15 protein-coding genes are annotated in these 22000 nt (G+C 36.6%); 7 read left to right on the top strand and 8 right to left on the bottom strand.

Annotated features, from left to right (window positions below):
* Window positions 1–6 precede the first annotated feature (6 nt).
* From AC0INN_RS20350 to AC0INN_RS20330, 5 genes are all read right to left on the bottom strand, one after another.
* On the bottom strand, window positions 7–1290 hold the full coding sequence (locus AC0INN_RS20350; protein ID WP_172280940.1) for a DUF4252 domain-containing protein: 1284 nt from the start codon (window positions 1288–1290) through the stop codon (window positions 7–9).
* A 62-nt stretch (window positions 1291–1352) separates the two neighbouring features.
* Complete coding sequence (locus AC0INN_RS20345) at window positions 1353–2021, bottom strand: hypothetical protein (protein ID WP_273649806.1); 669 nt, start codon at window positions 2019–2021, stop codon at window positions 1353–1355.
* The gene (locus AC0INN_RS20340) at window positions 1996–2505 is read right to left on the bottom strand and encodes an RNA polymerase sigma factor (RefSeq protein WP_172280942.1); all 510 of its coding nucleotides are present in this window, start codon (window positions 2503–2505) and stop codon (window positions 1996–1998) included. The genes AC0INN_RS20345 and AC0INN_RS20340 overlap by 26 nt, the downstream gene beginning before the upstream one ends.
* Window positions 2506–2603: 98 nt before the next feature.
* The gene (locus AC0INN_RS20335; protein ID WP_273649809.1) at window positions 2604–3764 is read right to left on the bottom strand and encodes a GlmU family protein; all 1161 of its coding nucleotides are present in this window, start codon (window positions 3762–3764) and stop codon (window positions 2604–2606) included.
* Window positions 3765–4352: 588 nt separating this feature from the next.
* Window positions 4353–4604: a type B 50S ribosomal protein L31 gene (locus AC0INN_RS20330; RefSeq protein WP_002976190.1), complete on the bottom strand. Its 252-nt coding sequence runs from the start codon at window positions 4602–4604 to the stop codon at window positions 4353–4355.
* Between the two features lie 185 nt (window positions 4605–4789).
* On the opposite strand from AC0INN_RS20330, the gene AC0INN_RS20325 reads away from it, so the two are divergent.
* From AC0INN_RS20325 to AC0INN_RS20310, 4 genes are all read left to right on the top strand, one after another.
* The gene (locus tag AC0INN_RS20325) at window positions 4790–6196 is read left to right on the top strand and encodes a hypothetical protein (protein ID WP_306614880.1); all 1407 of its coding nucleotides are present in this window, start codon (window positions 4790–4792) and stop codon (window positions 6194–6196) included.
* Window positions 6196–6522 (top strand): nucleotide pyrophosphohydrolase, encoded by a 327-nt coding sequence (locus tag AC0INN_RS20320; protein ID WP_172280945.1) that lies wholly within the window; start codon window positions 6196–6198, stop codon window positions 6520–6522. The genes AC0INN_RS20325 and AC0INN_RS20320 overlap by 1 nt, the downstream gene beginning before the upstream one ends.
* Window positions 6523–6686: 164 nt before the next feature.
* Window positions 6687–7904, top strand: coding sequence for a 3-phosphoshikimate 1-carboxyvinyltransferase (locus AC0INN_RS20315; protein ID WP_306614977.1), 1218 nt, complete (start codon window positions 6687–6689; stop codon window positions 7902–7904).
* A gap of 257 nt (window positions 7905–8161) precedes the next feature.
* Window positions 8162–9163 (top strand): phosphatidylinositol-specific phospholipase C, encoded by a 1002-nt coding sequence (locus AC0INN_RS20310; RefSeq protein WP_306614877.1) that lies wholly within the window; start codon window positions 8162–8164, stop codon window positions 9161–9163.
* A gap of 94 nt (window positions 9164–9257) precedes the next feature.
* Here the strand turns inward: AC0INN_RS20310 and AC0INN_RS20305 are convergent, their stop codons facing one another.
* From AC0INN_RS20305 to AC0INN_RS20295, 3 genes are all read right to left on the bottom strand, one after another.
* Window positions 9258–11084 carry an alkaline phosphatase gene (locus AC0INN_RS20305; protein ID WP_306614875.1) on the bottom strand — a complete coding sequence of 609 codons (1827 nt, stop codon included), beginning with the start codon at window positions 11082–11084 and terminating at the stop codon, window positions 9258–9260.
* A 224-nt stretch (window positions 11085–11308) separates the two neighbouring features.
* Window positions 11309–12817, bottom strand: a complete 1509-nt coding sequence (locus tag AC0INN_RS20300) for a RagB/SusD family nutrient uptake outer membrane protein (protein WP_306614873.1) — start codon at window positions 12815–12817, stop codon at window positions 11309–11311.
* Window positions 12818–12842: 25 nt separating this feature from the next.
* The gene (locus AC0INN_RS20295; RefSeq protein WP_306614871.1) at window positions 12843–15731 is read right to left on the bottom strand and encodes a SusC/RagA family TonB-linked outer membrane protein; all 2889 of its coding nucleotides are present in this window, start codon (window positions 15729–15731) and stop codon (window positions 12843–12845) included.
* Between the two features lie 418 nt (window positions 15732–16149).
* Between AC0INN_RS20295 and AC0INN_RS20290 the strand changes: the two genes are divergently transcribed.
* The 3 genes from AC0INN_RS20290 (at window position 16150) to AC0INN_RS20280 (ending at window position 21992) form a co-directional block, all read left to right on the top strand.
* Entirely contained in the window at window positions 16150–16938 is a 789-nt protein-coding gene (locus AC0INN_RS20290; protein WP_306614869.1) for an SDR family oxidoreductase, read from the top strand.
* 169 nt (window positions 16939–17107) lie between these two features.
* The gene (locus tag AC0INN_RS20285; RefSeq protein WP_306614867.1) at window positions 17108–18667 is read left to right on the top strand and encodes a BamA/TamA family outer membrane protein; all 1560 of its coding nucleotides are present in this window, start codon (window positions 17108–17110) and stop codon (window positions 18665–18667) included.
* A 184-nt stretch (window positions 18668–18851) separates the two neighbouring features.
* A complete protein-coding gene (locus AC0INN_RS20280) occupies window positions 18852–21992 on the top strand; it encodes a SusC/RagA family TonB-linked outer membrane protein (protein WP_306614865.1) in 3141 nt (1046 codons plus the stop codon).
* The last annotated feature ends 8 nt before the right edge of the window (window positions 21993–22000 follow it).

The following is a 22000-nucleotide window of genomic DNA, read 5'->3' as shown; positions in this document are numbered from 1 at the left end:
TCAGGTTTAGTTTATGGATCTCAGACTTCCACCGGAAACCTTACTGATATTGGAATCAATTCTCGGATTTCCTTTATATTTAATGGATCCTCCGGAAGATGCTTTAGCCTTAAGCTTATCCGTTACATTGATGGTAAGACTGGATCCGGATGTAGATTCCACTTCCAATTCACTTAATCTTAAGTTTTCTGCTTTACAAGATGCACCACTGCTTATATCAATAACTCCGGAAGTTGCCTGCCCTTCAAGTATGGTATCTGACCCACTTGAAGCTTTAACAACGACGGACGAAGTATTAAGACTTATTTTTATACTGGCTCCTGAAGTAGAACTCACGTCTGTGGTACCAGAAACATTAAATTTTCCTTTGATTGTAGATCCTGATGAAGCATCAATATCCATACGGTTCTCCTTTACCGGATTTACTGCTGTAAAGTTTGCTCCGGAAGATGCTTTCACACTACTCATTCTTGGAGAAGAAACATTTACACTTAAGTTTTTAAATCTGACATTTCGTTCGCCCTTATTGTCAACATAAACTTTTAAAATACCATTCTCTACTTTGGTGATTACATATTGAAGCTTATCCGCATCTGCAATAACCTTTACACTTGTCGGGCTTTCCTGCTTATAAACGAGATTTACTCCCGTGCTCACCTGAATTCCTGAGAACTCACCCACATTTCTTGCTTCACCATTAAGGTATGAAGTACTACTCTCTGAAGTAAAGCTGCTTCGTGTAGTATTGGTACTCGAGCTTACTTTTGTTTCACTGGATTTTATAATCTTACTGAGATCATCCATTGATAGTTTCCCATCCAGCATTACTAAAACATTCCCGCCATCACCACTGTCAATACTCAACAGGACATCATCCAATATTCCTTCTTTTGCTCCTGAAGATAGAAATTTTATTTTGCTTTCCTTACTATTCACGCTCATCACTTCGCTATAGTTCAGGTTATTTAAATAGGTAGAAATATCTTTATTGATCTGGGAGATATTACTTTGTATTTTTTTACCTCCCGGAGAGTTTACGTTTTCAGGGCTCTCTGTAATCAGAATCTTTAATCCATTAATCTTTGTCAATAATGGTTTGATCTGATCCAGCTGAGAATCATCGATATTCAGGCTGCTAAGCATCCCAAACATGGGTTTTGCAATTTTAATAGAAGTTACACCTTCTACCTGCTGGTATTTTTCAAAAAGTTTATCGAATTTGTCATCCTGCCCATATACTGTAAAGAAGTGGGAGAAGGCAAGTGCGAATATTATCAATATTTTTTTCATGAGTCAATTTTTAATTTTAAGCTGATAATTAATACCTGATCAGGGAGTAATCTCTTTTTTTGTTAATAGTTATCATCCATTACTTTTGGCTGTACTAACTTTTCGCTAACATTATTTGCAAATATTTGAAATGAATATTTAGTCACATTAATAGCCTCTTCAACATTATCGATCCTTTTTCCGTTTACAATAACATAATTGTTATTGTAGCCTGTAGAATCTTTCGAAGCAACATTCAATTTTCTATAAGAAGAATTATCTGTAAATTTTGGTCTTACTTCTTTTTTCAGTCTTCCTCTTTTAGGAAGAATCTCATCCAGAACATCTTTTTCCGCAACTGTGTTTCTCTGAAAGACAGAATCACTTTTTATTGCTGCAATACTGTCTGCACTGTTTACAGCGACCTGCCGTTCTGGTTCATGATTTTCTTCAATGAAATCCTGCTTTTGTTGCTTGATCTGGTTTTCTACCAATTTTGACTGGTCTGCTACCGGAACATTTTGGTAGTAATTGAAGATCAATCCTGCACTTACAAGCAATACTACACTTGCAGCCATCCAGAACCATTTGGGAAAAGAAGGTTTTTTCTTTTCCAGAGGAATGATCTTATGATCATCATTATCTATACCTTCTGCTTTTTGAAGAAAATCTTCAAAATCCCAATCCATCTTTTCTTCCTTCATATCACGGAAGATTTCGTCGTACTTATCTTGAAATTGATCGTTGTTCATAATTCATCAGTTGTGAGATTTGTTCTTTTACTTTTTGTCTTGCACGCATAAGATTTACTCTTACTGCATTTTCCTCCATTTCCAGCATCTCTGAAATTTCAGATACTTCATATTCCTCTACATCTTTCAAATGGATAACCATCTTTTGTTTTTCAGGAAGTTCATTAATAAATCCTATAATATGTTCTTTAAGGTTATTAATATCCATACTGTAAAGTTCCGACCGGTGAATCTGCATATCTGCAAAACCAGCCTTCACATCATGATGCTTCAATCTGTTAAGGCATTCATTCCGAACGGATTTTAATGCATATGATTTTAAATTTCCGAATTGCTCCAGTTCTTCTCTTTTCTGCCAAAACTTTACCATAAGATCCTGCACCACATCTTCTGCTTCATCACTGCTCATGACAAACCTCTTCGCAAAACGATACATCTCGTTTTTGAGAATAAACACCGTATTCTTAAAGGTCTCTTGGGTCATAAGTTTTGTTTCTATGAGTAAGACAATCAAAAATTAAATTCTATTACATCACAAAATAAAAAAACTTCAAAAAAATGAAGTTTTTTTTATAATCAGGGTTAATAGCTGTCAAAAATATATTTTAAAATCCTCTTATCTTCGTCTGTGAGAGCCACTTTTCTTCTGGCCATTGCTCTTTCTGCCACTTCGTAAGCTTTATCCAATTTAAATCGTTCATCTCCCTTAAATCCACCCCAGGAAAAATTCTCTATGAGATTAGGAGGAAAACCTTCTTTAAAAATATTGGAAGCAACACCAATTACAGTTCCTGTATTCAGCTGGGTATTGATTGCTGTCTTGGAATGATCTCCCATGATCAGCCCGGCAAACTGTAATCCTGTATCTTCAAATGCCTTCGTCCTGTAGCTCCAGAATTTTACTGTTCCGTAGTTATTTTTCATATTTGACGAATTGGTATCCGCTCCGAAATTACACCACTCCCCGATTACCGAATTTCCGACAAATCCTTCATGACCTTTACTGGAATACCCGAATACAATAATATTATTAACCTCTCCTCCTATTTTACACTGAGGTCCAATGGTGGTTGCACCATAAATTTTTGCCCCCAGATTAAATTTAGAATCGTCACAAAGGACAATAGGACCACGAAGATGGCAGCCTTCCATTATTTCCGTATTCTTTCCGATATAAATCTTTCCGGTTTTTGTATTGAGTGTTGAGAATTCTATCTGTGCCCCTTCTTCAATAAATAAATCTTTTTTATCTCCTAAGAATCCATTGGTGGAGGAAAGTTCCTGAGAGGTTCTTCCTTTGGTAAGGAGATCAAAGTCAAAATCAATCGCCTTATGATTATAGGTAAACAGGTCTTTAGGTTTTTTAAAGAAAACAAGTTCTTCTTTGATATCAGTCATTTTTTCAATCTGATTCAGGGAAAACCCTTTCATATTGATTTTTGCCGCAATCAATTCGTCTTCGTATACTAAAGCTTCACCTTGCTTAAGGTCTTTTATTTGTTGCAGGACCTGCTCAGTAGGTAGAAAATTAGTAACGAGAAAAAGACTTTCTTTTTCTTCCGGGTTTTTAAATTTTTCCTGAAGGTAATTTTCTGTGAAATAGGAAACTTCAGAGTTTTCCAATAATTTCTGCCATCTCTCTGAAAATGTCAGGATTCCGCAACGCATTTCTGCAATGGGGCGGGTAAAAGTAAGGGGAAGAAAGTCTTCCCAATATTGTGCATCTGAAAATACTAATTGCATTTTTAAGAAGTTAGAGGTTAGAAGTTAGAAATCAAAGGCTTGAAACTGGAAGTAATACCGTACTTGTGGTGGTGTTATTTTCCGGATATGAGCTCCTTATTTCTACTCAGAACAAAAATACAAAAACATATGAGAAATTAGAAAAGGTATTTCGGGGATGCGGGATCCGAGGTATGAAGTGCGAGCGTAAATGCTGATCTTATCTTTTAATAAATGACCGCTGCAATTTCGGTAGAAATCTGTTTTTTTAATGATCAAAGTGAGCATTATTAGTTACTTACTATATATTATATTTTAGACCTCTGATCTTCTCAGATTCATACAGATTTTTGCATTTGTTTCATGAACCCTTGTAGACTTTTGTAAAAATATGATTGTGAATTTATAATATTGACAACTGTTCATCATTTATCAATTATCATTAAAACCTAGCCCCGATAGAAGCGGATACCCCGCAACAAGTATTGGATTTGCCCTGGCGTGAGGAGTAAGAGTGGATAGCGGGAAAAAGCTCCTAAAAAGAATCTCACCTCAAAAAAAAGTCTTCCAAAATTTTGGAAGACCTTAATATCTTTAAATGTCAAAAAATTACTTAGCGAATTTTTTGTATTTGTTCATAAATTTATCTACTCTACCAGCAGTATCTACTAACTTTACTTTACCAGTGTAGAAAGGGTGAGAAGTAGAAGAGATTTCCATTTTGATCAAAGGGTACTCTTGTCCTTCATACTCGATAGTGTCTTTTGTTTCTGCAGTAGACTTGCAAAGAAACACCTCGTCGTTACTCATATCTTTGAAAACAACAAGTCTATAATTTTCTGGGTGAATTCCGTTTTTCATAATACAATTTTTAAAAAAATTAAAGTTTGCTTTCGAAATAGTAATGGATATTTCTCTGCTAATTTTAGGCTGCAAAAATACAATATTTTTTCTAATATCCAAATAGCTAGTCCAATATTTTTTTCTTGATAAGAAATTTAAAGTATTTTCGTTAAATTTGGAATCTATATTAAACTTTAATTTCGATGAAATTCAAATTATTACTGGCTTTTTCTTTCTGGATGCTTCTGATGGCGGTATCATGTAATAAAGATGATATCAGCTTTGATGCTCCTTCACAGCAATTAAGATTTTCCAGGGACACTGTGTTTTGTGATACGGTTTATCACCAGGTACGCTCTGAAACTTATGTTGTAAAAGTATATAATAATGAAGACAAAGATATTTCTATTCCCAGAATTAATCTTGAAAAAGGAGCAGCTTCTTTATATAAAATCAATGTAGACGGAAAGGCAGGATACGATTTTAAAGATGTTCCCCTGAGAAAAAAAGACAGTCTTTATATTTTTGTTGAAATTGCCCCACAAGCTACCGGTCCGGAGGCTATTGCTGAAGACCGTGTGATATTTACGAGTCCAGCGGGACAACAGCATGTCACTTTATTTTCTGTAGTTCAGGATGCTGAATTCTTTATCCAGACTCCAACCAACCCTAATGTGATCAGTAATCATACAACCTGGAGTAACACAAAAGCGAAGATTATTTATGGTAACCTTACGATAAATCCGAATGTTACTCTGGATATTCAACCCGGCACTAAAGTATATTTCCATAAAAACAGCGGAATGAAAGTAGGCACAGGTGCTACATTAAATATAAACGGAACCTTGAACAATGAGGTTGTTCTTCGGGGTGACAGGAATGATCCGTACTATGATACTATTCCTAAAAACTGGAATTCAATCCGTATGGAAGCAGGATCTACCCTCAATATGAATTACGGAAGACTTTTCGGAGGAACAAGAGGACTGGAGATGAAGCAGACGAATGCCACAATCAGCAATTCATTTATTCATACATTTCAGGAATATGGTATATATGCTGTAAATTCAACAGTGAATGGAAAAAATCTTGTTATGAATAACTGCGGGGAATCTGCAATAGGTATTTTTAAAGGAGGAAACCATAACTATACACACGTTACCATAGCCAATTATTCGAAAACGCTTTCTTCTTCCAACCGTAACGGAATTTTTGCTACCAATGAATGGAAAAATGATGCTGGGCAAACAGAACAAGGCGCATTACAACTTAATGTGAGAAACAGTATTGTATATTCCGACAGGGATAATTCAATTAATTTTGAACAAACTCCAGGACAGTTATTTAATTTTCAGTTCCAAAACTGCCTGCTAAAGTATTCAAACACTTCGGAAGCCGGCTTTAACTTTGACAGCAATACTAATGTCATTCAGAGTTTAAAAAATGAAGACCCGCAATTTGTCAATTATTTTATTGCTCATCAGAATTTAAGAGTAAAGACTACCTCCCCGGCTAAAAATAAAGGAAATGTTGCAGTAGCAGCAACGGTTCCAACAGATATAGCCAATGTATCGAGAACTACCCAACCAACTCTTGGAGCTTATCAGTAATGGAAATAACGAATTTACAACAGCAGGTTGATGAATGGATAAAAACAATTGGTGTCCGTTATTTTAATGAACTTACCAATATGGCAATGTTGACAGAGGAGGTAGGTGAAGTGGCCAGAATTATCGCGAGGCGATATGGTGAGCAAAGTGAAAAAGAAAGTGACAAAAGCAAAGATTTGGGTGAAGAATTGGCGGATGTTCTTTTTGTAACCTTATGCCTTGCCAATCAAACAGGGGTAAATCTACAGGAAGCTTTCGACAAAAAAATGAAGCTAAAAACGGATCGCGATAAAGACCGCCATCAGAATAATGAAAAACTGAAGTAAAGATTTCAGATATAATATATACAAAGGACTTTACTTAGCTTATCATCTGCTTTTATAAGACTGAGTCTTATCAGAATAATAAAATTGAAACAGAGACTACGTTGATGATAACAGACAATAACCGTCTGAAATCTGATGACTTAAATCTGAAACCTATAGAAACAATGAAGTTAGAGAAATCAAAATTAGAAGGAGATCAAACCATACAAATCAGCGGTTCGAAAAGTATTTCGAATCGTTTGTTGATTTTGGAAAGCCTGTTTAATAACATACAAATCGGAAATCTTTCCAATTCCCAGGACACAGAAATGCTTACGAAAGCCTTATCAGAAAATTCTGAAGTGGTGGACATTCATCATGCCGGAACCGCCATGCGCTTTCTTACTTCATATTTTTCTATCCTCGAGGGCAGGGATACTATCCTTACCGGATCCGGAAGAATGAAAGAAAGGCCTATCAAAAACCTGGTCAATGCTTTGCGTGATCTGGGAGCAGATATTGAATATATGGAGAACGAAGGTTTTCCTCCTTTAAGAATTAAGGGTAAGAGGATCACACAATCTGTGGTGAATGTTCCTGCCAATATTTCCAGCCAGTTTATTACTTCTTTACTTCTTATTGCAGGGAAGCTGGAAAATGGTTTGGAGATCAATCTTGTCGGCGATATCACATCGAGGTCTTATATTGAAATGACGCTTGATATTATTACCAGATTTGGCATTAAAGCTACTTTTACAGGCAATGTGATTAAAGTAGAACCTTTTGCAAACCCATCTTCTGTTATCCATTATGAAGTAGAAAGTGACTGGAGCTCTGCTTCATACTTCTACTCTATCTGTGCATTGGGAAGAAAGACTATTCATCTGAAAAGCTTCTATAAACAATCCACTCAGGGAGATTCTGCAATAGCAAACATCTATGAGAAGTTCTTTGGAATTACAACGACTTTTTCGGAAGAAGAACATAAAATTACTTTAAAGGCTGACCCTTACTTTTCTTTTCCGGAAAAAATTGAACTGGATATGAACGACTGCCCCGACATTGCGCAAACTCTTTGTGTAACGGCAGCTGCATTAAAAATTCCTTTCGCCATTTCAGGTCTTGGAACCTTAAGGGTTAAGGAAACAGACAGATTACAGGCTTTATATAACGAACTAAAAAAAATAGGAACCGACACTGAAATTACAGATTTCACAATCGAATCAGTGAGTTTTGGAGAACCGGAAGAAAATATTTCGATCAAAACTTATCAGGACCATAGGATGGCCATGAGTTTCGCTCCATTCTGCCTGATCAAAGAGCTTACTATAGAGGAAGAAAATGTGGTTGAAAAATCGTATCCTATGTTCTGGAAAGATCTTTCCACAATTCTTATATCGTAATGTAAAGAATATTTCAAACGACAACACAAAATGACGGTCCTTTCATCAGATCGTCGTTTTGTGTTTATATGGACAATACGCTACTCAAGTTAATTTAGAAAACAGACGATTTTTGCAATTTCAGCAATTCTGTAATTTTTGCCTTTTAGGAGAATTTCTACATTTAAACATCATAACTTAATTATCTATTAAAATTCATTTAACTCCCTTATAATAGATATATGCTTATTTTAGGTTTAAATAAAAATACTTAAACTATGTCCAAATTTAATGTGAGACATCTTGCGATTCTCCTTCTCGGTATTACAGCTACCTCAACGATGCTTTCTTCATGTTCAGAAAATCTAACCGCTATGAACTCTGATGATAAGAACTTCAGTATTCAGGCAAAGAATACCGGTAAAGTTACTCTGGCCACTATTGGTATCAGCAACTGGATGTCCGGATTAGAGGATAATACTTCCCTTTCTAAAATTTCTATCCCCGGCACTCACGATTCAGGAGCAATGAGAGAGGTTCCTTCGAACAGTGGTACGGCAAAGACCCAAAACCTTACCATCAGCGAGCAACTCAATGCAGGAGTCCGTTTTCTGGATGTCCGTTGCAGACATATTGATAATTCTTTTGCTATCCATCATGGTGCTATTTATCAGAATTTAAATTTTGATGATGTTCTTAATGCATGCTACTCATTTTTAGACAGTCATCCTACAGAGGCCATCATCATGTCTGTAAAAGAAGAATATAATGCTTCGGATACAACAAGAACCTTTGAGAAAACATTTGATTCTTACATCCAGAAAAACCCTTCAAGATGGGATCTTGGAACTCATATTCCTACTTTAGGATCTGTGAGAGGAAAAATAAAATTACTAAGAAGGTTTTCAGCAGAAACAGCTAAAGGAATTGACGCTACATCATGGGCAGATAATACAACCTTTGAAATTAATAATTCCAATGCTTCATTAAAAGTTCAGGATTATTATCAGGTAAGTAATAATGATGATAAATGGAATAAGATTTCTGCTCTTTACAATGAGGCTAAAAATGATACCAGCAGTAAACTTTTTATTAATTTTACAAGTGGTTACAAACCCTTAATATTTGGAATTCCCAGTATTCCTACAGTTTCCAATACTATTAATCCTAAACTTAAAACTTTATTTCAGAACAGCCCACAGGGAACTTACGGAATAATGCCAATAGATTTTGTCAGTGCGGAACTCTCAGAATTGATTATTAAAACTAACTTCAACTAGATTTCTTAAAAAAACTGAAAAATAAAATCGCAGCCTTTATTGATTAAAGGCTGCGACTTTTTTAATGATTATTACATTATTCCCAATAAAAGCTTTACTTTTTTATTCCGTACGCGCTGAGTATTTTACTAAAGATCTCAGTATTTTCAAACAATCCTGTAAATTCTTTAGAATTGGGGCCATAAGCAAATACAGTAGATGGAATGGAAGTATGGTCATTGGTGCTGAAATTTCCGAAAATCCATCCTTCTTTAAGACTTCCGTCAAGCAGTGTCAGTCCTCCGGTTTCATGATCCCCTACAACAATCACCAATGTTTCTTTATTTTCATCCGCAAACTTCATGGCTTTTCCTACCACATGATCGAAGTCTAATAATTCTGTAACAAGCTGCTCAATATTATTACTATGTCCACCGCCATCTGTTTGGGATGCCTCAACCATCATGAAAAATCCATTTTTATTTTCTTTTAGATCATTTAGGGTAAGGTCAAAGGCATCGGCTAACCAATTTCCTCTTCCTTCGGTTATTCTTTTTGAAGCCAGAGGATCAATGATCAATGTTCGGTTATTGATTTTCTTCACAGATTTTAGATCCTGGTAAGTATCTATTTTTGCTTCTTTAATTTTCAAAACATTATCCGGCGTCAATCCACTGGTAGGACCGCCAATCAGAATCTTGGTTTTGGAATTCACAAAGCCTTTCAGGATTGGCTCCGAGCTATTTCTGTTATCTGAATGTGCATAAAAATCCGCGGGTGTAGCATCTGTGACGTCTCCGGTAGAAATTAATCCTGAAACCTTTCCCTGGCCGGCAATGATATCCGGAATTTGTGCAATAGAATTGCCTCTTTCATCAACTCCAACGAAGGTATTCTTCGTCTTCACTCCCGTAGCAAATGCTGTTGACCCCGGAGCAGAATCCGTAATATAAGCATTGGACGAATTGGTCTTAGACAATCCGGTAGCCTTCATATTAAATACATTTAACTTTCCTTTATTCGCTGTAAAGGCAGCATAATACTGGGGCAAAGAGGTACCATCCGGAATTAAAAGAATCACATTTTTAACATTCTTAACTACACCATCCGTTTTGTAGGTAGGTGCATATGTAGTGTATTCTTTAGTATTTTTATAAAAATTCCTAGGAATGGTATTGAGAAATTTTTTCAGATCGGGAATGTGATCGGTATTGATGTAATCCACTCCCAAATCTATAAAATTCACCCATGCATTAGGGAAATCCGGAGCTCCATAAAAACGTACTGGCTTTTGCCGGGCATGAGCAACCTCCACAGCCTTTTTTATATTTTCGGTTTCTTCATCCCTGGGGATTCCCTTTCCATTCCACTTTACCAGCCCCTGCAAATCTGCACTGAATAGTCCGACTCTTCCAAGCTCGTCAGAAGTATATTTTTTATCAAGATCCCCATCAAAAAAAAGATAATCCGGATAATTTTTGAAATCAGCAGGCTGAGGCCTGTTACCGGTTATTACAATTTTGACTCCGGAATTACCCGTAATCTCAGGATATTTTTTCAACGTTGCTAACAAAGCATTGAGACTTGTTTTATAATCTTGCTTAATATCAATAAGCAATTGTAGTTTTTTAGAAGAATCCGGATAAATCGTTCCTTTATTGAGTTTGATTTGTTTTGAAATATTGTCCAGGTAGAGGCTTTCCAATGTCCTGTCAGGAGATAATTCTTTTTCTGTATGGGCTACCCACAGCTTGCCATTAACAAGAAAAACATCTGCTTCAACAGAACCAAAGTTTGCATAATATGCCTCCCAGAATGGTACTTTCTGTTCATAATCATTATGTGAGTGTGCATTACTTACAGTATAGTTCAGATAATTCTGTGCCTGATTTTGTGAAAAAATGGCGGTGGCTAACAAAGCCCATATTTTTATTTGTTTCATAATATTTTAAAAAGACCTGTTTAAAGGGTTTAGAGACTGAAAGCAAAAAGGCAATCTGTTAAATTGTGATTTCTATTTTTGCATTGTTCATCTTTATCAAGATAAAAAATTCAATATCCCTTCGTTTCAATCTGAAACCAATGATGACCATAAAAAATAAAAGTTTAAACTATACCACTGCATAGTTTCAGCAATGGTATAGTTTATCATTATTAACTAAAGTTTTACCAGCCTTGGTTTTGTTTGATGATCCCGTGACTGTTCACTATTTCAACCTGTGGCACTGCCCACACATTATGAACCGAAGGATTGAAATTTCTGGCAGCCCATACTACCTGTCCATTAATTCCATGTAAAGGCTGTGCATAAGTACTTTGAGCATCCCCCCAACGCACAAGATCCCGGTGCCTGTCAGCCCATTCACCTGCCAATTCGCAACGTCTTTCGTGCTTCAGGTCAGCCAATGCGCATCCGTTTTTCGAAGCCAATCCTGCACGGTTACGGATCATATTAATTTCCTGATCCGCATTCTGTCCCATCATAATTTTTGCTTCTGCTTTGATCAGAATAACTTCAGCATAACGCATAATCGGAACAGCAAGGTCGGTACACGGATAATCTCCATTAGCGCTTACATGCCCACTGTTTAATGCGTACTTAAATGCATCCATATATTTATTAAACTGATATCCGGTAAGGGAATTGATAGAAGCATATGTTCTTACACTTCCGTTAAATGTGAACTGATCTCCCAATTTCAGAATTGTTGCACTTCTTCTTAGATCTCCGGCTTCATATTCATCATATAATTCTTTGGTAGGTTGAAAATATCCCCAACCATTATACAATCCCCATCCTTTATTTTCAAGCATAACGCCAGGAAGAATACTGCCTACCGAATTAAATTTAGGGGTACTCGGTATAGACCATATATATTCCGAGCTATAATTATTTTCAGCTTTGAAAACATCAGCGTAATTATTCAGTAGATTTCTGTTTCCTTTTGTCATTACTTCATTCGCCCAAAATGCAGCATTTTGCCAGTCTTTCATAAATAAATACACTTTCGCCAGAAGTGCCCACGCAGCCACTTTGTGAGGTCTTCCGAAGTCTTTTGCCAGCAGTTCTTCCTGTGCAGGCAATAATTCTGCGGCCCTCTTAAGATCGGTTACAATATAATTGTAGTTCTCCATTACATTGGCCGCTCTCGGGATCGGATTAGGATCGGCTTCTTTATTTCTATCGATAATAGGAACTCCAGCTTTGTCATTTCCATAGTTATATGCCAATTCAAAATACATCCGGCTGCTCATAAATAAAGCCTCTCCCAGATATTTATTTTTTACGGCAGCTGTAGTCTGAATATTATCGATGTTCCGAATGACACGGTTTGCAACACCTATTACATTATATCTTTTATTCCACTGAGTTTCTAGATCACCTGCAGCAATATAATTACTGCTGAAATTCTTTGCATTATCGGCTTCACTTTTTGATCGTCCTGTAACCATATCATCGCTGGCATTAATGAACCAGAATAAACCTCTCCCATAAAACTCACTATCGGACAAAGGCTTATACATAGCATTAGCTCCGGTGATCAGGTCATTCTCTGTTTTCCAAAAACTCGCCTCGGTAGGTGTCCCTTCCGGCTGAACATCTAACTCGTTTGTACAGGATGAAAGCACGACTGCAATCCCTGATATCCAAAATATATTTTTTAAAAATTTCATCTTTTCTTTTTTTAGTGTTAAAAAATTACAATCCTATTTCCACCCCGAAAATAAATGAGCGAGCCTGAGGATATCTTCCTGTATCCACTCCATACGTATCCATCCCCACTTCCGGATCAAAGCCTGTATATTTGGTGATGGTAAACAAATTATTTGTTGTTATATAAATTCTCAGCTTTGTCACATCAAGCTTTCCATACAATTCTTTAGGCAAGGAATAACCGATGGTAAGGTTTTTCAGTCTTAAGTAGGACCCATTTTCTACGTAGAAATCCGATACTTTAGAGTAATTCCCGCTTGGATCTCCCTGAACGAGTCTAGGTATATCCGTATTGGTATTTTGTGGTGTCCATGCGTTAAGAATTTCCCTGTCCATATTGTAGTTCTGTCCTGTTCCTCCAGGATTTAATGAAATAAACTTCAGTCCGTTGAAAATTTTATTCCCGTACACTCCCTGAAAAAATACATTGAGGTCAAAATTTTTCCAGGTCATATTATAGGAAAGTCCGTACGAAAACTTGGGATAGGGATTTCCGAGATTTACAAAATCATCATTATTCAGCACTCCTGTATTTCCTTCTTTTTTCAGGAACTTGATGTCTCCCGGCTTAGCATTGGGCTGGATGAGATTTCCGTTCGCATCCTTATAATTATTGATCTCTTCCTGTGTTTGGAAAATGCCTCCGGTTTTGTATCCGTAGTAGGAATACAAAGACTCTCCTACCCTTATACGGGTGGGTTTCAGTACTCCACGCACTCCATTGCTGTTAATAAAAATCTCATTAACATCGGCCAGCTGCTTCACCGTATTTTTTAGTTGACTGAATGTTGCTCCTATTGAATAGGAAAAGTCTCCTGTACTTCTGCTGTTATAATTAATTCCCAACTCATAGCCTTTATCCTGAAATAAACCAGCATTTACATATTGATTATTATAGGTAGCAGTACTTGGTAAACTTACATTGAATATCTGGTCTTTGGAATTTTTGACGAAATAATCAAACTGTAAAGAAAGGCTGTTTTTAAGGAAAGAAGCATCCAATCCAAAATTCGTCTGTTCCGATTTTCCCCACTTCAAATTCGGATTGGGTCTGGTAGTAGCATAATATGCAATGTTTTGAGAAGGGTCCTGCCCGAAAATCACATTATTATCCCTGATCATTAAAGGATTAACAGCCTGAGGTGAAATCCCACCTAGATTTCCCAGTATCCCGTAGCTGCCTCTTAATTTTAAGCTTGAAAGCCAGGAAATGTCTTGTAGAAAATTTTCCCTGGACATTACCCAGGCTCCTGAAAGAGCATAATAATTGGCAAATCGGTTTTGCTTCGCAACTAAGGATGATCCATCCCTTCTTCCCAATACACTGATCACATATTTACCGGCATAGTCATAGTTGATCCTGGCAAGATGGGATACCAGGGATTGCTGGTATTTATAACTGGAAACATCTTTATTGGTATCCGCAGCATTCTGAAGGTGTTGAAAAACTTCTACTTCGCTTCGGAAATCATAGGCTTTCGCCAGGAAACCTTCATCGATTGTTTTCTGAAATGTAAAACCGCCCAGAAAATCAAAATTATGCTTGTCAAGAGCTATTTTATACGTAAGAAGCTGTTCTGCAAGGGCTGTCGAAGAGTTGTTTGACTGATACTCAAGATTGTTGGTATCGAAAATCTTTCCTACTTCCAAAACTCTGTACGTAAAATTCTTAATGGTCCCTATTTTAAATGTCTGAGAAAAATTCGACCGGAACTTAAGATCTTTAGCTAAAGTAACCTCAGCATAAGGATTGATGAGAATTTCATGGGTAGGATTTCTTATGCTGATTCTTTGCAGATAGGCTACTGGATTGATCATATCTCCGTAACCTCCAGCCACATCAATTGGTAATCCTGAAAAGGCTCCCGTCGGAGTATATACAGGAACATTTGGCGGATAATACATCGCGGCTACCAATGCCCCTGTATATCCACTTTTGGTATCCGCGGTATTTCCATCTGAGTAATTATAATACATATTTTCTCCGATGGTTAACCAATCCTTGATCTTATGCTCAGAATTAACTCTGAAATTATATCGTTTTGCCTGGGTATTCAATAATATTCCTTCCAGATTCCTATGGTTCATCCCAACAAAAAAACGGGATTTTTCACTTCCCCCACTTACGTTAAGATTATATTCCTGGATCGTTCCCGTACGAAAAATTTCTTTCATCCAGTCGGTCCTTGTTACTCTTCCATCCGGATATTTATCCGCATTAAATGCCAAAGGTAAACTGCTTAGTTTACCTGCATTCTCAAAGGCCTGACGCATCACATCCTGAAATTCAGCAGCATTTAATGATTCTTTCAACCTCCACGCTTTATTAACACCATACTTCACATCAAAATCTACGGTCAGCAATCCTTTCTTCCCCCTTTTTGTGGTTATAAGAATTACTCCTCCGGAAGATCTTGCTCCGTAAATAGCTGCAGAAGCATCTTTAAGTACAGATATATCCTGAATGTCATTAGGGTTAATAGCCGGAGTTCCGTTAAACACCACACCATCCACCACATAAAGTGGGGTTTCACCGTTGATTCCTCCTAAACCACGGATATTTACCTTCGGGGAGCCGTTTGGATCTCCACCCTCGTTAACAACGGTTACTCCCGGAGCTTTTCCCTGAAGGACCTCACCGATGCCGGATAGTGATCTTGAAGTGAGCTTATCTAATGAGGCTTCGGAAACAGCACCGGATACTTTACTCTTTTTCTGTGTTCCGTATCCTACGACGACGACCTCATCGATTGATTTTTCTTTTAAGCTGTCTTTTTTCTGAGATAGCAACACCGGAGACATACACAGTGCGCCGATTAGTAGTCCGCGGCCTGTTAAATAGGCCACCGAGACAGGAGTTTTCAGTACAGTCATTTCATGCTTTTGATTTCGGATGCAAAATTAGAACAGCATACTCCTTAGGGTTATTAACATTTTTTTATATTTCTATTAAGAAATAGTTTTTCAATCGGTTAAAACCCGCACATAAAACACTACATATCAAATAAATATTGATAAAATAAACATTAATTACGTATTCCCTACATCATTAAGGTTAAGTTTATTTTAAGTTTTATCCCTGTAACAAAAGTGTGTATCAATCTATCCACCTATTGGTATTTATCTTTAGTCTGTATTTTCAGGAAGAATAAGTTACAGAGTTCATTATTCTTTTTTTTACATTTGCTGAAAATACGAGTCCGGTGCTGTCTGATGAGGAATATAAAAAACTTGTCAATAATCAGTATCCGGAAAATATGAATAACAACAATTCTAAAAGCAATAAAAAGAAATGACCATTATCATCACCGGAACTTCATCAGGAATTGGTTTCGTTTTAGCAGAATATTTGGGAAAGAAAGGACATCATGTATATGGATTGAGCAGAAAACATACTGAAAGTCAATATTTCAAGTCTATTCCTACCGATATTACAGATTACACAGCAGTGGGCAATGCCATAACTGAAATCTTAAAAACAGAAACAAGAATTGATGTGCTGATCAATAATGCCGGGATGGGAATGGTAGGAGCTGTAGAAGATTCTTCGAAAGAAGATATCCTGAAGCTGTTCAACCTTAACCTGGTAGGCTCTGTTCAGATGATGAGTGCAGTAATGCCTGTAATGCGTAAACACAAATTCGGAAAAATCATTAATATATCGAGTATCGGAAGTGAAATGGGACTGCCATTCAGAGGATTTTACTCGGCTTCGAAATCGGCTTTGGATAAGGTTACTGAGGCAATACGTTATGAGGTATATCCCTGGAACATCGATGTATGCTCTCTCCATTTAGGAGACATCAAAACCAATATTGCAGAAAACAGGGTGAGAACTAAAGTTTCCGAACCTTATAAAAGTGTCTTTGATAAAGTGTATGCATTGATGAATTCTCATGTCGGTGACGGAACAGAACCATCAGAAGTCGCAGAATATATTGAAAACCTTCTGACAAAAAATAAGTGGAAAGCCCATTATTATTTTGGAAAATTCGGTCAGAAAATAGGAGTTCCTTTGAAATGGATTCTTCCACAGGGAACTTATGAAAATTTAATGAAAAAATACAATAAACTGGATTAATTCCGGTTAGTATTGAGTGAGGAAAGGAAAAATAATAAAATCGTTAAATCTATAATTGCAAAATTGTGATTGAGCGGCAATTTTCACTTCACCGGATTTCTGAATGGTTTAAATAAATGGAGTATTGAAGTTATTTCTGAAAATATTTTTTGTATTGTTTTGCGTTTTTGTGCAAGCGCAAAAAAAAGTCTATTGGCTTACAGATACCCAAACCAAACAAACAAAAAAAGTAAAAGATTCCGCTTCGGCAGTAAAATTCCTTGACTCTCTGGCTCAGAACAACTATTTTTTCACCCAGCTTAAGGAGGTGAAAGTAAAAGGGGATAGTACGGAGATCATTTATGATAAAGGAAAAAACTTCAATGAAACATATGTCAGTATCTCAGATTCAATTGTAGATAAACTGAAGATCAAAAAAGATTTTTTTACTAAAAATTTAGATTCAACCAAAAAGAGCATTAATAAGAGGTACGTTGATGACGGGTATTCATTCAGCCGGATCAAGTCCAAATACAAAGGCCAGAAGAACGGCTATCCAATGGTTGAACTTGAAATCAACAAGAATGATAAAAGAACGATCGATGGTTTTGTTGTAAAAGGATATGAAAGAGTTCCTAAGCGATTTATCAAAAACCTTGAAAAAGATTTTAAAGGAAAAACCTATGATGATAAAAATCTGATTGCCATTAATAAAAATTTTCAGAGTCATCCGTTTGTTTCACTGGAACGTCCTCCTCAAACGCTCTTTACAAAAGATTCCACCCAGATCTACTTGTTCATGGAAAAGAAAAAGACCAATACGTTTGATGGGGTTATTGGTTTCGGGAATGATAAAACGAACAAGTTCACATTGAACGGAACATTGAATGTGAACTTCAGGAATATGTTCAATGGTTTTGAAACGATCAATTTATATTGGCAGCGAAATCCTGACAAAGGACAAACTTTTGACTTACAAACAGATATTCCGTATCTATTTAAATCGAATGTCGGCCTCAATATGAAGGTCAATATCTTCCGGCAGGATTCAACATTTGCGAATGTAAAATTACTGCCTGCATTATACTATCACATCAACAACAGGTATAAAGTAGGTCTCAGAGGAACTTTTGAAACATCAAGTATTATCGACACTTTATATGTTCAGGGAAAAGATTACAACAAAAAGGGGATCGGAGTATGGCTTGATATGACAGAGCCTACTGACATCGATCTTTTCCTCTACAAAACAAAAATAAACGCCGGTTACGATTTCCTTACGACAACATATACTAAAGATAATATTAAAGCCAACCAAAATCAGTTCTATTTTTTCGGGGAACATAATTATCACATTTCAGGCAATCACTTCCTCAACATAAAGGCAGAGGGCGCCATGATGGATTCAAAAATAGAATTTTCAGCCAACGAATTGTATCGTTTTGGAGGATGGAATTCCATGCGCGGGTTTAATGAAAAATCCCTTGCCGCTGATTTTTACTATTATGCCGGGTTAGAATACCGCTATCTGATCGGAAGCCAGGCTTTTTTTGATTTCTTTGGACAATATGGGCAGCTTAACAACAAATCCTTAAATGTAAAACCCAAGCTATATAGTGTTGGATTAGGATTTAATTTCTTTATTCCGATAGGGCTCATGAGCTTCCAGATTTCAAACGGTAATGAGTTCGGAAATCCATTCAAGTTTAATGACATTAAAATCCACTGGGGGATCTTAAGCAGATTCTAATGAAAAATGCCTTTATTACTTAAAAAAACAACCATTTATAGTAAAGTAAAAAAGTGATATACTTGGCTTTTCTGTTTTATAATTATATTAACTTTTCTTGATACAGATCACCAAATGATATTTTTATCTTAATATATCATTAAGATATAGGTAACAATGCAGCGCTAAATTTGTCCTCAAAAAAATGAAGAAGACTTTAGCTACTTTTGCAATTTTTTTGCTCCCCCTATATCTAACTGCTCAAGAAGTCAACATTTCCGGAAATGTAAAATCCGAAAACGGCAATACAGTCTCCGGTGTTAACATCACCGATAAAAACACTGGGAAAACAGCTATTACAGATGAAAATGGAAATTTCACCATTTCAGCAAATCCAAAAGATATTCTGGAGTTTTTCTCACCTGATTATTCATCCTACACTATAGAAGTTTCTTCGAGAAGACAATATTCCATTGTTCTAAAAAAAGTAAATGAAAAACAAATCGAAGGCGTTGTGATCACTGCCTTAGGGATTGCCAAAAAGAAAGAAAAAATCGGCTATTCCACACAGGAAGTGGGGACAAAACAATTTGAGTCCATCACCACTCCGAGTATTGGAAATTTATTCTCCGGCCAGGTTGCAGGCTTGAATGTTTCCAATCCTACGGGAATGCAGCAGGCACCTCAATTTACATTAAGAGGAAATTCCAATCTGGTATTTGTTATAGATGGGGTTATTGTAGAAAAGGAAGTATTTCAGAATCTGGATCCTAACAATATTGACAATATTAACGTATTAAAAGGAGCAACAGCTTCTGCATTATATGGTTCCAGAGGTAGATACGGAGCCGTTCTTATCACTACCAAAAGTGCTAAAAAGAAAGGATTTACAGTAGAGTTTTCTCAAAACACAATGATTACTTCCGGGTTTACCAATCTTCCGAAGACCCAGACTCAATATGGAAACGGCTCTCACGGAAAGTATGAATTTTGGGATGGAGCAGACGGAGGAGTGAATGACGGAGACATGATCTGGGGTCCGAAATTTGTTCCCGGACTAAAAATAGCGCAATGGAACAGTCCGATCAGGGACAAAGTTACAGGGCAGGTCATTCCGTGGTATGGAACCGTTGCAGGAAGTCAGTACAATGATAAATCAAGATATGAAAGGGTTCCTATTGATTGGGAATATCATGATAATTTAAAAACATTTCTAAAGCCAGCTGTCATAAACAACAACAGCTTTTCCGTAAGCTATAAAAATAATAAAGATATTTACAGGCTTTCCGGGAACTTCATGAACTATGACGACAGAATTCCCGAAGCTTATTTACAGCGTTATGGGATCAACTTCTCTTCAGAAAACCACCTGACGGACAAATTAATCTTTGATACAAAATTTAATTTCACCCAGACTTTTACCCCAAACATTCCCAATTACGATTATAACCCAAGTGGCCATATGTACACTATTCTTATCTGGATGGGAGGTGACGTAGACGGAAGGGATCTGAAAAACCACATGTGGGTGCCCGGAAAGGAAGGGACTTTACAAGCCAACTGGAATTACGCATGGTATAATAACCCGTGGTTTGGAGCCAACTATTACAAGAACAGAAACAGGACCAATGTTATTAACGCACAGACAGGTTTAGAGTATAAGGCAACGGAAGATTTCTCAATTAAAGGTAAGATATCTATTGTTGAAAACCACAATAAGCAGGAAATATTAAGTCCTTATTCATATTTCAATTACAGTGCTCCACGAAGTGGCGGATACATTCTGAACGACACCAAAACCTGGAACCTCAACTCTGATGTTTTAGCAACTTATAAGAAAAAGATCTCTGAAAATTTCGATTTTGCCATCAATGCCGGGGCATCCACATTCTATTATAAAAATAATGTAGATAATGCCTCAACAGACGGTTTGAAGATTCCTGAACTGTACGAATTATCAAATTCCATCGGAGCTATAAAGTATTATGATTACCTCAAAGAAAAATTGATTTACAGTACATATGCAACTGTAGATATTGGATTGTATAATGCCTTTTTCATCAATGTTTCCGGACGTAATGACTGGTCTTCTACATTACCAAAAGCGAACAGGTCTTATTTTTATCCTTCTGCATCATTAAGCGCTGTGATTTCGAATCTTGTAAAAATGCCTGAAGCCATTAACCTTCTGAAATTATCCGCTTCCTGGGCGAAAGTGGCTTACGATTTCCAGCCCTACTCGATCAGAAACTATTATATGAATAACAATGGAATTACTTTTAATGGTAATCCAACCAATTATTATCCTACAACTTTAAATTATGAAAACTCACTAAAGCCTGAACAGACTAAATCTTATGAACTAGGCCTTAGTGCCGGATTATTTAAAAATAGAATAACACTGGATGCAACATATTTCAGAACTTTGGATTACAATAATATCCTACAATTTCCGAGTGCTGAATCTTCAGGTTTCAAATCTCAATATGTAAATGGTAATGAATATACTACAAAAGGAGTTGAAATCTCTTTAGGGCTGATACCTGTAAAGACAAAAGATTTTATGTGGAAATCTTTGATCAACTGGAGTAAGTATGAACAAAAACTAACATCTATTTATGACAACATGCCTAACTATAACAACATTAAGCTAGGTGAAAGAATGGATTCTTACTATGACTATACATGGCAAAAGTCTCCGGATGGAAAAGTAATCCTGAATGCAGAAACAGGAATGCCAACTAAAGCAACCACTCCTACGAATTTAGGACATTTCAATCCGGATTGGACGTTCGGCTTTAATAACACATTCAAATACAAAAAACTGAGTTTAAATATCGGTATTGACGGAAGTATAGGCGGAGTAATGAGATCTCAGGTGGTTGAGAAAATGTGGTGGGGAGGAAAACATCCGAATTCTGTAGCTTACAGAGACCAGGAATATGCAAATCCGGGAACTTATTATTTTATTCCTGACGGTGTAAATTATAATGCAGCTACCGGCACTTATACTCCGCACACAAAACCTATCAGTTTTCAGGACTGGGCACAAAACTATCCGTATCAGGCAAGGGTGACACAGGATGAAAGTGAAGAATTCGCCAATGTCTTTGACAGGACCTTTATAAAGCTTAGATCTGTGGTTCTGGAATACGACTTCTCTTATTTGCTTAATCCAAAAGGATTTGTAAAAAACTTCACGGTAAATATATCCGGATATAATCTTGCAATGTGGAAAAAATCCAAAAATCTATACTCTGACCCTGATTTCCAGATAAAAACAGGAAATGATATCCAGGATCCATCGAGCAGATGGTTTGGAGTTGGATTTAACCTTAAATTTTAATTAAATAA

The organism is Chryseobacterium subflavum (assembly GCF_055762745.1).
The sequence above is the reverse complement of the archived record's forward strand: the minus strand, read 5'-3'. Positions and strand labels throughout refer to the sequence as shown.